This is a genomic window from uncultured Polaribacter sp. (genome assembly GCF_947497695.1).
GTDB lineage: Bacteria > Bacteroidota > Bacteroidia > Flavobacteriales > Flavobacteriaceae > Polaribacter.
The window spans coordinates 57,391-72,252 of the sequence record NZ_CANMHM010000011.1 but is presented as its reverse complement, the minus strand read 5'-3'; the positions used below and the strand labels follow the sequence as shown (position 1 = coordinate 72,252).

Annotated in this window: 12 protein-coding genes; 10 read left to right on the top strand and 2 right to left on the bottom strand. The window is 30.0% G+C overall.

Annotated elements, in window-relative coordinates:
- Window positions 1-193 precede the first annotated feature (193 nt).
- The 10 genes from thrS to Q0731_RS10940 all read left to right on the top strand — a co-directional run bounded on the left by thrS (window position 194) and on the right by Q0731_RS10940 (window position 13,452).
- On the top strand, window positions 194-2,134 hold the full coding sequence (gene thrS, locus Q0731_RS10985; protein WP_299063976.1) for a threonine--tRNA ligase: 1,941 nt from the start codon (window positions 194-196) through the stop codon (window positions 2,132-2,134).
- Window positions 2,135-2,248: 114 nt separating this feature from the next.
- Window positions 2,249-2,767: a translation initiation factor IF-3 gene (gene infC / locus Q0731_RS10980; protein WP_299063982.1), complete on the top strand. Its 519-nt coding sequence runs from the start codon at window positions 2,249-2,251 to the stop codon at window positions 2,765-2,767.
- 72 nt (window positions 2,768-2,839) lie between these two features.
- Entirely contained in the window at window positions 2,840-3,037 is a 198-nt protein-coding gene (gene rpmI, locus Q0731_RS10975; protein ID WP_298767615.1) for a 50S ribosomal protein L35, read from the top strand.
- Between the two features lie 107 nt (window positions 3,038-3,144).
- On the top strand, window positions 3,145-3,489 hold the full coding sequence (gene rplT, locus Q0731_RS10970; RefSeq protein WP_068450935.1) for a 50S ribosomal protein L20: 345 nt from the start codon (window positions 3,145-3,147) through the stop codon (window positions 3,487-3,489).
- A 91-nt stretch (window positions 3,490-3,580) separates the two neighbouring features.
- The gene (locus Q0731_RS10965; RefSeq protein WP_299063972.1) at window positions 3,581-4,162 is read left to right on the top strand and encodes a hypothetical protein; all 582 of its coding nucleotides are present in this window, start codon (window positions 3,581-3,583) and stop codon (window positions 4,160-4,162) included.
- 191 nt (window positions 4,163-4,353) lie between these two features.
- The gene (gene glgA / locus Q0731_RS10960; RefSeq protein ID WP_299063969.1) at window positions 4,354-5,559 is read left to right on the top strand and encodes a glycogen synthase; all 1,206 of its coding nucleotides are present in this window, start codon (window positions 4,354-4,356) and stop codon (window positions 5,557-5,559) included.
- Window positions 5,560-5,563: 4 nt separating this feature from the next.
- Window positions 5,564-6,832, top strand: coding sequence for a glucose-1-phosphate adenylyltransferase (locus tag Q0731_RS10955; protein ID WP_299063966.1), 1,269 nt, complete (start codon window positions 5,564-5,566; stop codon window positions 6,830-6,832).
- 42 nt (window positions 6,833-6,874) lie between these two features.
- Window positions 6,875-8,812 carry an alpha-1,4-glucan--maltose-1-phosphate maltosyltransferase gene (locus Q0731_RS10950; protein ID WP_299063963.1) on the top strand — a complete coding sequence of 646 codons (1,938 nt, stop codon included), beginning with the start codon at window positions 6,875-6,877 and terminating at the stop codon, window positions 8,810-8,812.
- A gap of 52 nt (window positions 8,813-8,864) precedes the next feature.
- The gene (gene glgB, locus Q0731_RS10945; RefSeq protein WP_299063960.1) at window positions 8,865-10,772 is read left to right on the top strand and encodes a 1,4-alpha-glucan branching protein GlgB; all 1,908 of its coding nucleotides are present in this window, start codon (window positions 8,865-8,867) and stop codon (window positions 10,770-10,772) included.
- A gap of 274 nt (window positions 10,773-11,046) precedes the next feature.
- Window positions 11,047-13,452, top strand: a complete 2,406-nt coding sequence (locus tag Q0731_RS10940; protein ID WP_299063957.1) for a glycoside hydrolase family 31 protein — start codon at window positions 11,047-11,049, stop codon at window positions 13,450-13,452.
- A 273-nt stretch (window positions 13,453-13,725) separates the two neighbouring features.
- Here the strand turns inward: Q0731_RS10940 and Q0731_RS10935 are convergent, their stop codons facing one another.
- Together Q0731_RS10935 and Q0731_RS10930 are read right to left on the bottom strand one after the other, a co-directional pair.
- Entirely contained in the window at window positions 13,726-14,418 is a 693-nt protein-coding gene (locus Q0731_RS10935) for a LytTR family DNA-binding domain-containing protein (RefSeq protein ID WP_299063955.1), read from the bottom strand.
- Complete coding sequence (locus Q0731_RS10930) at window positions 14,418-14,750, bottom strand: Hpt domain-containing protein (protein ID WP_299063953.1); 333 nt, start codon at window positions 14,748-14,750, stop codon at window positions 14,418-14,420. Before Q0731_RS10930 ends, Q0731_RS10935 begins: the two co-directional genes overlap by 1 nt.
- Window positions 14,751-14,862 lie beyond the last annotated feature (112 nt).

The window sequence follows — 14,862 nt, the reverse complement described above, 5'->3', positions numbered from 1 at the left end:
ATAGAAACGGCATCCTTTTTTTTGTTTTTGATGCAATAGCAGAAAAAATTGAAAAAAGATATAGTGGATAGCCCGACAACGCCTTTTTTGGCGTTGGAACACCCTAAAAAAAATCATTCATTAATAAGTACGTATATATATTGTGTTAAATATTTTTTCTAATATCTTTGCATCCTTAAATATTATACTTTAAATGATTAAAATTACTTTACCTGACGGGACTATTAAGGAGTTTGCTAGAAATAGCACTCCGATGGATGTTGCTAAAAGCATTAGTGAAGGGTTTGCTAGAAACGTAATATCTGCAAACTTTAACGACGTAACTGTTGAAACCACTACCCCATTAACCAAAGATGGTTCTTTAATTTTATACACGTTTAATGATGATGGTGGTAAGAAAGCTTTTTGGCATTCATCTGCACATGTTTTAGCAGAAGCTATTTTAAGTTTTTATCCGAAAGCTAAATTAACCATTGGACCAGCTATTGAAAATGGGTTTTATTATGATATTGACTTAGGGGATGATGTTATTTCTGATAAAGATTTTTCTACTATTGAGAAGAAATTCTTGGATATTGCTCGTGGAAAACATACTTTTTCTTTGCGATCGGTTTCTAAAGCGGATGCTTTATCTTTATACAAAAGAGAAAACAATGAATATAAAGTTGAGTTAATTGAAAACTTAACTGACGGAGAGATTACTTTTTGCGACCATAGTGACTTTACAGATTTATGTAGAGGAGGCCATGTACCTAATACTGGCATTATAAAAGCAATTAAAGTAATGAGTGTTGCTGGTGCCTATTGGCGTGGTGATGAGAAAAACAATCAGTTAACGCGTATTTACGGAATTAGTTTTCCGAAGCAAAAAATGTTAACTGAATACCTAGAATTATTAGAAGAGGCTAAGAAGAGAGATCACAGAAAACTAGGTAAAGAGTTAGAGTTATTTACATTTTCTCAAAAAGTAGGACAAGGTTTGCCTTTGTGGTTACCTAAAGGTGCTGCTTTAAGAGGGCGTTTAGAAGACTTTTTAAAAAGAGCTCAGAAAAAGGCCGGTTATGAAATGGTAATGACACCACATATTGGCCAAAAAGAATTATATGTTACTTCTGGTCATTATGAAAAATATGGTGCTGATAGTTTTCAGGCAATAAAAACTCCCAAAATGGATGAAGAGTTTTTATTAAAACCAATGAACTGCCCACATCATTGTGAGGTTTATAACTTTAAACCTTATTCTTATAAAGATTTACCAAAACGTTTTGCAGAATTTGGAACAGTATATAGATATGAACAGAGTGGAGAATTACATGGGTTAACACGTGTTAGAGGTTTTACTCAAGATGATGCTCATATTTTTTGTACACCAGAACAACTAGATCAAGAATTTAAAGAAGTAATAGATTTAGTACTATATGTTTTTGGTTCATTAGGTTTTGAAGATTTTACTGCTCAAGTTTCTATTAGAGATAAAAGTAACCCAGATAAATATATAGGAGATACCGAAACTTGGGAAATTGCTGAAAATGCAATTATCAGTGCTGCTACAGATAAAGGTTTAGATTTTATAATTGAAGAAGGAGAAGCTGCCTTTTATGGACCAAAATTAGACTTTATGGTAAAGGATGCTTTAGGAAGAAGTTGGCAACTTGGAACGATACAAGTTGACTATAATTTGCCAAAACGTTTCGATTTGACCTATAAAGGAGCAGATAATCAACTACACAGACCTGTAATGATTCACAGAGCACCTTTTGGTTCTATGGAACGTTTTATTGCAGTATTGCTAGAACACACAGGAGGAAACTTCCCTCTTTGGCTGACACCTGATCAAGTTATCTTATTGCCAATCAGTGATAAATATCAAAAATATTCGGAAAAAGTTTTAGAATCGTTAGAAAATTCCGAAATTCGCGCCCTGATTGATAACCGAAGTGAAAAAACTGGACGCAAAATTAGAGATGCTGAAGTTAGTAAAATACCTTTTATGGTTGTTATAGGAGAAAAAGAAGAACAAGATAACACCGTTTCTATTAGAAGACATGGAGAAGGAGATCTTGGAACGTTTTCGATTAAAGAATTTATTTCTTTAATAAAAACAGAAGAAAGCAAAACATTGAAGAAATTTTAATTAAATTTGAAGATTCAATTAAAAAATAAGAGTTGGTAAAACAACTATACGTTAAATTTAAATACAGAAGTCATAGCAATTCGTAGAAGCAGGTCGAGAAGACCATTAAGAGTAATCAAAGAAGATCAACATAGAATTAATGAAAAAATAAGATATGTTGACGAAGTTCGTCTTGTGGGCGATAATGTTGAAGTTGGTGTTTATGCTTTAGATAAAGCTAAGGAAATGGCCAGAGAACAGGAATTAGATTTGGTTGAGATATCACCAAAAGCAAAACCACCTGTTTGTAAAATTATTGATTACAAGAAATTCTTGTATGAGCAAAAGAAGCGAGAAAAAGCTTTAAAATCTAAAGCTACAAAGGTAACGATTAAGGAAATACGTTTTGGTCCTCAAACAGATGAGCATGATTATGAATTTAAAAAGAAGCATGCTGTTAAATTCTTACAAGAAGGTGCCAAATTAAAAGCATTTGTATTTTTTAAAGGACGTTCTATTATTTTTAAAGAACAAGGACAAATTTTATTATTAAAATTAGCCCAAGAACTAGAAGAATATGGAAAGGTTGAACAGTTGCCAAAATTAGAAGGTAAACGTATGATTATGTTTATTGCTCCAAAAAAAGTGAAATAATACTTCGACAAGCTCAGTATCACTGAAAATTGTTGATTTACATAATATTAAGCAAGTTAAAACGAAGGAGAAATGCCTAAAATGAAAACCAAATCTAGCGCCAAAAAACGATTTAAAGTTACTGGTACTGGAAAATTAAAAAGAAAGCACGCGTTTAAAAGCCATATTTTAACAAAGAAGTCTAAAAAACGTAAGCTAGCCTTGACACACTCTACATTAGTACATAAGTCTGATGAAGCGAATATCAAGCAACAATTAAACTTAAAATAAGTTTAAAACAGGAAATTTAATTATTAACCATGTAATGTAGCAATTAAAAATCATTTTTAATTAAAAGTACGTTCGTAACGTCGCTCACTACAAAACACATTGAAATTATGCCAAGATCAGTAAATTCAGTAGCCTCAAGAAAAAGAAGAAAAAAAATCTTGAAGGCAGCAAAAGGTTACTTTGGACGTAGAAAAAACGTTTACACAGTAGCAAAAAATGCGGTTGAAAAAGGAATGCTTTATGCATACCGTGACCGTAAAAATAATAAAAGAAACTTTCGTTCTTTATGGATTGTACGTATTAACGCTGCAGCTCGTTTACACGGAATGTCTTACTCTCAGTTTATGGGAAAAGTAAAAGCTAACCAAATCGAATTAAACCGTAAGGTTTTAGCAGATTTAGCTGTAAACAACCCAGACGCTTTTAAGGCAGTTGTAGAGAAAATAAAATAAATATAAATTACTTGCTTATACTAAAAACCCAGACATATTTGTTTGGGTTTTTTTAATATATTTATTCTTTTAAATTACTAAAAAAAAAATTATGAAACTATACCTAGCTACCTTTTTAATAATTATAGCAACGTTAACAAACTTTGCTCAAGAAGCAGTAATTGAAGATACATCTCTAGATGGTCAGTTTAATAAAATCAATAGAACGTCAACAAATTATCAAACTTACAAAGTAATCAGTAAAGATAAATTTCTACAACTGAAACAAAACGTTTTAGATTCTGTTAAATCATTAAAAAAGATGATTTCTGAAAAAGAAAACTTATTAATTACTGAAAGAAATAGCATTAAACAAACAAAAGAACTTTTAAGAAAAACTAAATTAGATTTAGATACTACTTTAGAAAGCGAGAACTCTATTTCGCTTTTTGGCATGCAACTAAGTAAAATAACTTATAACCTTTTACTTTGGAGCATTATAATTGTATTACTTTTAGGATTATCTTACTTTGTTTTTAAATTTTTAAGAAGTAATATTTTAACAAAGGAAGCACAAAATAATTTATCTGATATAGAACAAGAATTTGAAAAACATAGAAAGAACACGCTAGAAAAAGAACAAAAGCTTCGAAGAAAACTACAAGACGAAATTAACAAACAAAGAAATAGTTAATTTAAGATTGCTTTAAAGACAACTTTAAACTCTTAGATATTATTAAAAATAATTCTAAATTTCATCATAAAATTACCAATTTCATAAAATTTATACTTCAGAAAATAAATAGTAATATTATTTAGTAAATTGATTAAGAATTTTGTAACTTAGGATACTTAAAAATCAATCAAAATAATTATTATAATTTTATGAAAGCCCTTTTTTATACTAGAGAATTTCCTCCTTATGTTTATGGTGGTGCAGGTGTTCATGTAGAATATCTGGCAGCAGAATTATCTAAACTAATGAAAGTTGATGTTCGCTGTTTTGGAGACCAAGATAACGTAAGTAAAAACTTAACTGTTAAAGGATTTCCTTATGATAACCCAACATTTGATAATTCTGAAGATAAACTTAAAGCTATCTTTAAGACTTTAAGTACAGGGCTTCATATGAATGCTGAACCAATTGATGCAGATGTAATTCATTGCCATACTTGGTATTCACATTTTGCAGGAATTGTCGCAAAACTGTGTTATGGAATTCCTCTAGTAATTACAACTCATTCTTTAGAACCTTTACGCCCTTGGAAAAGAGAACAATTAGGCCGTGGTTACGACACTTCTTCTTGGATTGAAAAAACAGCCATTGAAATGGCGGATGCATTAATTGCTGTTTCTGAAGAAACTAAAGAAGATGTTTTAAAACATTTTGATGTTGACGAAAAGAAAATTAAAGTTATTTACAATGGCATCAACTTACAACAATACATTACTACTCAAGAAACCTCTACCTTAGATGAATATGGTATTGATAAAAACAAACCTTATGTCCTTTTTGTTGGTAGAATTACAAGACAAAAAGGAATTATTCATTTGGTAAATGCCATCAAATATATAGATGCAGATACTCAAATAGTACTTTGTGCGGGTGCACCAGATACGCCTGAAATTGGCAAAGAAATGGAAGATGCTGTAAAAGAAGTTAAAAAAACGCGTAAAAACGTCATCTGGATTGATAAAATGGTTACTAAAGAAGAAATCATACAATTATACTCTCATGCTGATGTATTTTGTTGCCCATCAATTTATGAACCTTTTGGTATTATTAATATTGAAGCTATGGCTTGTGATACAGCTGTTGTTGCAAGTTCAGTTGGAGGCATTAAAGAAGTTGTAGTTCATGGAGAAACTGGTTTTTTAATACCTGTAGAACAACAAGACGCTGCTCCTTTTGAACCTATAAACCCAGACAAGTTTGCTAAAGATTTAGCAGAAGGGATTAATAAAGTTATTAGTGATCCTAAGTTACGAAAAACGATGGCTCAAAAAGGTAGAAAAAGAGTAGAAGAACATTTTGATTGGATATCCATAGCAAAACAAGTAGAAGAATTATATATGTCACTAAAAAAATAAAGCAATGATAAATAATAAAGTACTAGGGATTATATTAGGAGGAGGACAAGGATCTAGATTATATCCACTAACAAAAGATAGATCCAAACCAGCTGTCCCTATTGCAGGTAAGTATCGTTTAGTAGATATTCCAATCTCAAATTGCATCAACTCTGACATAAAAAGAATGTATGTTTTAACACAGTTTAATTCTGCCTCTTTAAATGCTCATATTAAAAACACATATCACTTTAGTTTTTTCAGTTCTGCTTTTGTTGATGTATTAGCAGCAGAGCAAACTATGAAAAGTGATAAATGGTTTCAAGGAACTGCAGATGCTGTTAGACAAAGTATGCAACATTTTTTAGCCAATGATTTTGAATATGCTTTAATACTTTCTGGTGATCAATTGTATCAAATGGATTTTAATGATATGATTCAAAAACACGAAGAAAGTGGAGCAGAAATATCTATTGCAACCTATCCTGTTAATGCTAAAGACGCTACTTCATTTGGACTATTAAAGACAAACAACGAAAACATAATTACTTCTTTTATAGAGAAACCAGCAGCAAAATTATTACCAGATTGGACTTCTGATGTTGGTGCAGAAATGAAAGCACAAAAAAGAGATTATTTAGCTTCTATGGGAATCTATATTTTTAATAGAGATTTACTAATTAAGTTAATGGAAAACCCAGATACGAATGATTTTGGGGGCGAAATAATTCCACAAGCAATCAATAAACACAAAACATTAAGTTATCAATATGATGGTTATTGGGAAGATATTGGTACAATAGACTCTTTCTTTGAAGCAAATTTGGGCTTAACTGATGATGTACCACAATTTAATTTATATAACAATGATAAAGGTATTTACACAAGACCAAGAATATTACCAACTTCTAAAATTTCTGGAACTATTTTAAATAAGGCTGTAATTGGTGATGGTTGTATTATACAAGCAGAAAAAATAGACAGAGCTGTAATTGGTATTCGTTCTAGAATTGGTAAAAATTCATTAATTTCTAATACTTATATGATGGGGAATGATTACTATGAATCTCTAGAAGAAGTTGCCAATAACAGCATAGAAATTATGATGGGAATTGGTGACAGATGCTACATACATAATTGTATTGTAGATAAAAACTGTAGGATTGGAGATGATGTAAGAATTAATGGTGGAAAACATATAGATGATACAGAAACGGATACTTATATGGTAAAAGACGGAATTGTAGTTATTAAAAAAGATGCTACTATTCCTAAAGGAACAAATATAGGATAACATAAAATTGTTACTTTTTTATTATTATAAATTACCAAATTAATGCAAAAACAAAGTAGAATTGTAGTAGAAAATATTGCTCCACAAATAAACCAAGGAACAATAAATATTAAGCGTGTTGTTGATGAAATTGTAAATGTAACAGCAGATGTTCTTGTTGATGGACATGATGTGCTACAAGCTAGTTTATTATATAAACACGAAAAAGAAAAAAAATGGTCGGAGATTAGAATGTCTCCTACATTTAATGATGAATACTCGGCAAGTTTTCAAACAACAAAACAAGGTTTTTATTCTTATAAAATTGAAGGTTGGGTCGATTATCTTTTAAACTGGCAACATGGTTTAGAACGTAAAATTGATGATTCTCAACATGTCAACTCAGAACTTTTAGAAGGAGCAGAACTGCTTTCATCAATTACTAAAAAAGTATCATTAGAAGAAAAGAATTATTTACTTCATTTAATATTTATTTTTAAAAATAGTGAAACTTATGCAGAAGCTATTAAAGAAGCTACCTCAGATAAACTAACAGCTATTTTAAAAAACTACCCAGAAAAGTTTTTAACTGAAACTTCTGTAGAATATAAAGTTTATGTAGATAGAAAAAAAGCAAGATTTAGTACTTGGTATGAGTTTTTCCCTCGTTCTGCTTCTGAGCAAGAAGGAAAACATGGTACTTTTAATGATTGTCACAGATTATTACCAAGAATTGCTCAAATGGGATTTGATACTTTATACTTCCCTCCTGTTCATCCTATTGGAGAAGTAAATAGAAAAGGAAAAAACAACACAACTGTTGCACAAAATGGTGATGTTGGTTCTACTTGGGGAATTGGTTCTAAACATGGAGGTCATAAAGATTTACACCCAGAACTAGGGTCACTAGAAGATTTTAAAAATCTAATTGCAAAAGCAAAAGAGTTGGGTATTGAAGTTGCTATGGATTATGCATTGCAAGCTGCACCAGATCATCCTTGGGTAAAAGAACATCCAGATTGGTTTAAATGGAGACCTGATGGAACTGTGCAATATGCAGAAAATCCGCCGAAAAAATATCAAGATATTCTTCCTATTTATTGGGAAAGTAAAGATTTTAAAAACCTTTGGAAAGAATGTTTAGACACTTTATTTTACTGGATAGATTGTGGAATAAACGTTTTTAGAGTTGATAATCCTCACACAAAACCTTACTTTTTTTGGGGTTGGATTATTGCAGAAGTAAAGAAAAAGCATCCTGATGTTTTATTTTTAGCAGAAGCTTTTACAAGACCAAAAGTAATGCAACAACTAGCGAAACAAGGGTATACACAATCTTACACCTATTTTACTTGGCGAGACACTAAGCATGAACTCGTTGAGTATATGAATGATTTAACTCAAACAGAACAAAAAGAATACATGAGACCAAATTTCTGGCCAAATACACCAGATATTAATCCGTTTCATTTGCAGGGAGCACCAGAAAGTAAATATTTACAACGATATACTTTAGCTGCTACTTTAAGTTCTAATATTGGTATTTATGGTCCTGTTTTTGAACAAATGATCAGTAATCCTATCATAGGAAAGGAAGAATATTATATGTCAGAAAAGTTTCAACTTTGTCATTATGATTGGTTCAAAGAAAATAAAGTTACAACACTTATTTCTAGAATTAATCAGATTAGAAAAGAAAATGAATCTTACCAACAAACCAATAATATTCAGTTTTTAGAAACTGGCAATGATCAACTTATTGCTTTTTATAAATGGAATGATGACAGAACCAACGAAACAATTACTATTATTAGTTTAGATGCTTTTAATACACAAACTGGATCTGTACAATTACCATTGCAAGATTTAAAAATAAATAATGGACAGAAAATTGAAGTTGAAGACTTGGTTACAAGAAATTGCTACAATTGGTATCATGAATGGAATTATATAGAATTACATGCTACTTTACCATTTCATATTTTTAAGATTAATAAATAAAACAAAAAAATCTATCTTATTTAAAAGATAACATTTTTGAACACATACAACTATGGCACAAACTAAAGCACACAGTCTTTTTACAGAATTTGATATCAATCTTTTTCAAGCAGGAAAACATTATCGACTTTATGAAAAATTTGGTTCTCATATTATCTCAGTAAATGGTGTAAAAGGGACTTATTTTGCAGTTTGGGCACCTAGTGCAAAATCCGTTTCTGTAGTTGGTGATTTTAACTATTGGCTAGAAGGAGAACACCACTTAAATGTTCGTTGGGATGGAAGTGGAATTTGGGAAGGATTTATACCCGAAATTGGCAAAGGAACTGTTTACAAATACAAAATTAGAAGTAATAATAATGATATAACTACAGAAAAAGCAGATCCTTTTGCAAGAAGATGTGAGCACCCTCCAAAAACGGCTTCAGAAGTTTGGGAGGATGATTATGCTTGGAATGATAAAAAATGGATGAAAAACAGAAAGAAAAAGAATGCTTTAGATGCACCTTTTTCTGTTTATGAAGTTCATTTAGGGTCTTGGAAAAAACAAATTGAAGAAAATCGTTTTTTAAGTTATAGAGAATTAGCCGATGATTTGGTAAATTATGTAGCAGAAATGAATTTTACACACGTAGAATTTATGCCAATAATGGAGTATCCTTATGACCCAAGTTGGGGGTATCAATTAACAGGTTATTTTGCACCAACATCTCGTTTTGGTTATCCTGATGAATTTAAATATTTGGTAGATAAATTCCACGAAAAAGGAGTCGGTGTTTTATTAGATTGGGTACCTTCTCATTTTCCATCAGACGATCATGGGTTAGGTTTCTTTGATGGATCTCATTTATATGAACATCCAGATAGAAGAAAAGGATACCATCAAGATTGGAAAAGTTTAATTTTTAATTATGGTAGAAATGAAATAAAAGCATTTTTAATAAGTAATGCCATTTTTTGGTTAGATCAATATCATGCAGATGGTTTAAGAGTTGATGCTGTTGCTTCTATGTTATTTTTAGACTATTCTAGAGAAGAAGGAGAATGGGAGCCTAATGAATTTGGTGGGAGAGAAAATTTAGATGCTATTGATTTTATTAAAGAAATGAATGCTGCTGTTTATGAATCTTTTCCAGATGTTCAAACAATTGCAGAAGAGTCTACTTCTTTCCCACAAGTTTCTAGACCAATTTACGATGGAGGTTTAGGATTTGGAATGAAATGGATGATGGGTTGGATGCACGATACTTTAGACTACTTTGAAAAAGAACCTATCTATAGAAAACACCACCAAAACGATTTAACTTTTAGTTTAAATTATGCTTTTACAGAAAACTTTATGTTGCCTCTTTCTCATGATGAAGTGGTTTATGGCAAAAAATCAATTGTAGATAAAATGCCTGGTGATGAATGGCAAAAATTCGGGAATTTAAGAATGCTATATAGCTTAATGTTTACGCATCCAGGAACTAAATTATTGTTTCAAGGTGGCGAATTTGGACAAACGAGTGAATGGAATTTTAACGGAAGTTTAGATTGGCATTTACTAGATTATGATGTTCATAAAGGTGCACAAACTTTGGTAAAAGACTTAAACAACTTCTACAAAAAAGAACCTGCCTTACACCAAAAGCAGTTTTCTTATGAAGGTTTTGAATGGATAGATCATGGAGATCACGTAAATTCTGTAATGTCTTACATTAGAAAAGGTAAAAATGAAAAAGATAATATAATTGTTATACTAAATCTAACGCCAGTTCCAAGGGAAAGATACAGAATAGGTCTACCAAAATCTGGTACATTAAAAGCTGTATTTAATAGTGATGCTTTAAAATATAACGGAACAGGAAACTTTAAGAATACCAAATTAGAATCAGACCATAAAGAGTGGAATGGTAGAGCAAATTCTATCGAATTAAATTTACCTCCTTTAGGTATGATTGCATTTAAATTTAAATAATATTTAATTTTAAATCCTCTTTTTTTATCGGAATGCAATTATGATAAAAAAAGAGGATTATTATTTAAAACTTCATAATAAAATACTTCATTTTTAAGACTTTAAGAAAAATTTTATCATTTTATAAATGATATTTTTTTTGCCTAAATTTTAAATAAATAAGCAATATTTTTGTGTAAAACAGACGAATACGTTATCGTAAAAAAAGAAAGTTAAACTTTATATTTTTACAAACTTTTACGATTTTTGAAAGTCAAAATAAACAACCAAAATTATGATTGTTAATACAGAGTTAGAACAAAAAGGAAATTTATTTCCAACAGAAATTATAAATTATAGTAAAGATGTAGATAAATTACATTTTACCACAAAAAACGGAGTAATACTACAATTAACTGTTGTAAGAGATAGTGTTATTCGTTTTAGATATAGTACAACTGGTAAGTTTGAAAACGATTTTTCATACGGAGTTACCATACATGCTAGTAGAGGATATAACTTTTTAGAGGTTAAAGAAGAAGAAACACATTATGTTGTTACTACTTCAAAATTAATATGTAAAGTAGAAAAAAGTAGCTTACAAGTAAAATTGTATGATGCTTTAGATAATAAATTAATTAATGAAGATGAAATAGGCTTTCATTGGGAAGAAAGTTACGAGTTTGGTGGTGATATTGTAAAAATGAGTAAAGTATGCCAAAGAGCAGAAAGCTTTTATGGTTTAGGTGATAAACCTGTAGATGTAAACCTTAAAGGTAAACGTTTTGAAAATTGGGCTACAGATTCTTATGCGTTTGGTAAAGATACAGATCCTATTTATAAAGCAATCCCTTTTTACACTGCACTGCAAGATGGAAAATCTTATGGAGTTTTCTTTGACAACACCTTTAAATCTCATTTCGATTTTGCACATGAAAGAAGAAATGTAACCAGTTTTTGGGCACAAGGAGGTGAAATGAATTACTATTTTATTTACGGACCACAAATGGAAGATGTGGTTGCAAACTACACAGATTTAACGGGTAAACCTCATGCCTTACCTCCATTATGGGCTTTAGGTTTTCATCAATGTAAATGGAGTTACTTTCCAGAAAGTAATGTAAAGGAAGTTACAAATACTTTTAGAGATTTAAAAATACCTTGTGATGCTATCTATTTAGACATCGATTACATGGATGGTTTTCGTTGCTTTACATGGAATAAAGAATATTTTCCGGATCCTAAAAGAATGGTAAAAGAACTAGAAGATGATGGTTTTAAAACCGTTGTAATTATAGATCCAGGAATTAAAATAGATTTAGAATATGATGTTTTTAAAGAAGCATTAGACAAAGATTATTTTTGTAAACGTGCAGATGGTCCTTACATGAAAGGTAAAGTTTGGCCAGGACAATGTTACTTTCCTGATTACACAAAACCAGAAGTTAGAGAATGGTGGTCTGGTTTGTTTAAAGAATTAATTGAAGATTTTGGCGTAAAAGGTGTTTGGAATGACATGAATGAACCAGCTGTAATGGATGTACCCAATAAATCATTTCCAGATGATGTACGTCATGATTATGATGGAAACCCATGTTCACATAGAAAAGCACATAATATTTATGGAACACAAATGGCGCGTGCAACCTATCATGGTTTAAAAAAATATGCCTATCCAAAAAGACCTTTTGTAATTACTAGATCTGCTTATTCTGGTGCACAAAGATATACTTCTACTTGGATGGGAGATAACGTTGCAACATGGGAACATCTTGCAATTGCTAATAACCAAGCACAAAGAATGGCAATGTCTGGTTTTTCTTTTGCAGGATCTGATATTGGTGGTTTTGCAGAACAACCACAAGGAGAATTATTTGCTCGTTGGATTCAATTAGGAATTTTTCATGCTTTTTGTAGAGTGCACTCTTCTGGAGATCATGGTGATCAAGAACCTTGGGTTTTTGGTGATGAAATTACAGATATTGTAAGAAAATTTGTGGAGCTTAGATACCAACTTTTACCTTATTTATACACCGCTTTTTGGGCTTATATAAATGATGGAACTCCGATTTTAAAGTCTTTAGTTTTATATGACCAAGCAGATTCAAGTACACATCATAGAAGTGATGAGTTTGTTTATGGAGAACAAATTTTAGTTTGCCCAATTCAAGAACCAAATGCTAAAGGAAGACGAATGTATGTTCCTAAAGGTAAATGGTACAATTTCTGGACTGATGAACTTGTTGAAGGAGGTAAAGAAATGTGGGTAGATGCAGATATAGATAGCATGCCTATATTTATTAAAGAGGGTGCAGTAATTCCTAAATATCCTGTGCAACAATATGTTGGTGAGAAAGATTTTGAAGAAATTACTTTAGATGTTTATTATAAAGAAGGAAAAGAATCTTCTAAATTATATGATGATGCACATGATGGATATGATTACAAGAAAGGAAGGTTTAGTTTGCGTACTTTTAAAGTGACAGGTAAAAGTGAAGAATTAATTATTCAGCAACATAAACGAGGAGACTTTAATGCTGGTTACAGTAAATTTAAGATTGTTTTCCATAATTTACCTTTTACTATCAACTCTATTCAAATAGACAATGTAGAAACAACTTTAAATGAGACTAGTTTAGATAAAACACAATCTATAGTTATAGATAAAGAGTTTAATGAGTTGCATTTATTTGGAAAATAAAATATTGTTGAAAACATTGTTAATAAGTAAGGTGTTAGAAATGATCTGAAATTTTAGAAATACTTATTATATTGTATCTTTACAGTATTACAAATCTGTCTTCCCCCTAACATTTTATAATGTAGAAGATTTATAAATACAAAGCGATTAAAGTTTAAAATAAACTTTAATCGCTTTTTTTTAGATAATATTTTGCTGTTAATTTAAAGAAAAAGTTAACCTTTTTAATCAGAAAAAAAACACCTTATTAATAGCTTAACGTATAAAGCAGCACTAAAGTAAATTTAATCTTTTCATTAATTCACTTTTATTAGATCTGCTTATAGGAATTACTCCTTTTTGAATTAAAACACTATTATCTTCAATATCAATGATTTTTGTAATATTAATAATAAAAGATCTATGAACTCTAATAAATAAAGATGAAGGTAATTTTTCTTCAATCTTTTTTAATGTTGAATGTACCAAGTAACTTTTATTTTCTACTTTAATACTAATATAATCGCCTTTTGCCTCTACATAATATACTTCTGGTATGTTAATTTTAACAAGACGCTTATCTACATTAACATACATAAAGTTAGAGTCTTCTGTATTATTTGTAACTTTTATTTTTTTAACTGAGCTAACCTTTTGTAAAGATTTGTTAAATCTTTCTTCCTTAATTGGTTTTACTAAAAAATCTATTACAGACTCATATTCAAAAGCTTGTAATGCAAAGTTTTTATCTGAAGTTGTTAATATAATTTTGGGTGGAGATTTTAATGTTTGTATAAAATCGAAACCAGAAAATGAAGGCATATAAATATCTAAAAATATTAAATCGACTTCATTAAAATTTAGATATTTAATTGCGCTTATAGCAGAACTAAAATCCTCTAAGACATTAACTTGTTTAGACTTATTACACAACTGCCTTATAATTAGCCTTGCAGTTTCATCATCATCAATTATTATACAATTCATCATACTTTTGTAGGGTTATACTTTTCTAGGTATACTCTAATTTTATCTAAAATAACTAAAAAATCTTGATATAATTCTATATTACCCTTTTTAATTTCTTTCTCAAAATCAGATGCTAAATCTAATCCTTTTTTAAAACCTAAAATACTTATTTTGTGCTTAAACTTATGAATGTTATTAGCTACTTCTTCAAATCGCTTTTGTTCAAAATTCTCTTTAAAAATAAGTAATTCTTTAGGAAACTCCTTTTTTAACACACTTAATATACTTTCTTCGAAATTAATATCACCACCAGAAAGTTCTCTTATATAGTTTAAATTTGGTGTCTCCATTTTTATTGTTTTACTTAAAAAATTATAAAGTTAAATAAGTTTTAAGTTAAGAATAAGAAAAACTAATCTATTATTACTTATTTGTGCTAATTTAAAGAATTTAAATGTCTTT

Excerpts from the sequence above, each read along its gene's own strand:
- thrS (WP_299063976.1), top strand. The coding sequence starts at position 194 with ATGATTAAAATTACTTTACCTGACGGGACTATTAAGGAGTTTGCTAGA.
- rpmI (WP_298767615.1), top strand. The coding sequence starts at position 2,840 with ATGCCTAAAATGAAAACCAAATCTAGCGCCAAAAAACGATTTAAAGTT.
- rplT (WP_068450935.1), top strand. The coding sequence starts at position 3,145 with ATGCCAAGATCAGTAAATTCAGTAGCCTCAAGAAAAAGAAGAAAAAAA.
- Q0731_RS10965 (WP_299063972.1), top strand. The coding sequence starts at position 3,581 with ATGAAACTATACCTAGCTACCTTTTTAATAATTATAGCAACGTTAACA.
- glgA (WP_299063969.1), top strand. The coding sequence starts at position 4,354 with ATGAAAGCCCTTTTTTATACTAGAGAATTTCCTCCTTATGTTTATGGT.
- Q0731_RS10955 (WP_299063966.1), top strand. The coding sequence starts at position 5,564 with ATGATAAATAATAAAGTACTAGGGATTATATTAGGAGGAGGACAAGGA.
- Q0731_RS10950 (WP_299063963.1), top strand. The coding sequence starts at position 6,875 with ATGCAAAAACAAAGTAGAATTGTAGTAGAAAATATTGCTCCACAAATA.
- glgB (WP_299063960.1), top strand. The coding sequence starts at position 8,865 with ATGGCACAAACTAAAGCACACAGTCTTTTTACAGAATTTGATATCAAT.
- Q0731_RS10940 (WP_299063957.1), top strand. The coding sequence starts at position 11,047 with ATGATTGTTAATACAGAGTTAGAACAAAAAGGAAATTTATTTCCAACA.
- Q0731_RS10935 (WP_299063955.1), bottom strand. The coding sequence starts at position 14,418 with ATGAATTGTATAATAATTGATGATGATGAAACTGCAAGGCTAATTATA.
- Q0731_RS10930 (WP_299063953.1), bottom strand. The coding sequence starts at position 14,750 with ATGGAGACACCAAATTTAAACTATATAAGAGAACTTTCTGGTGGTGAT.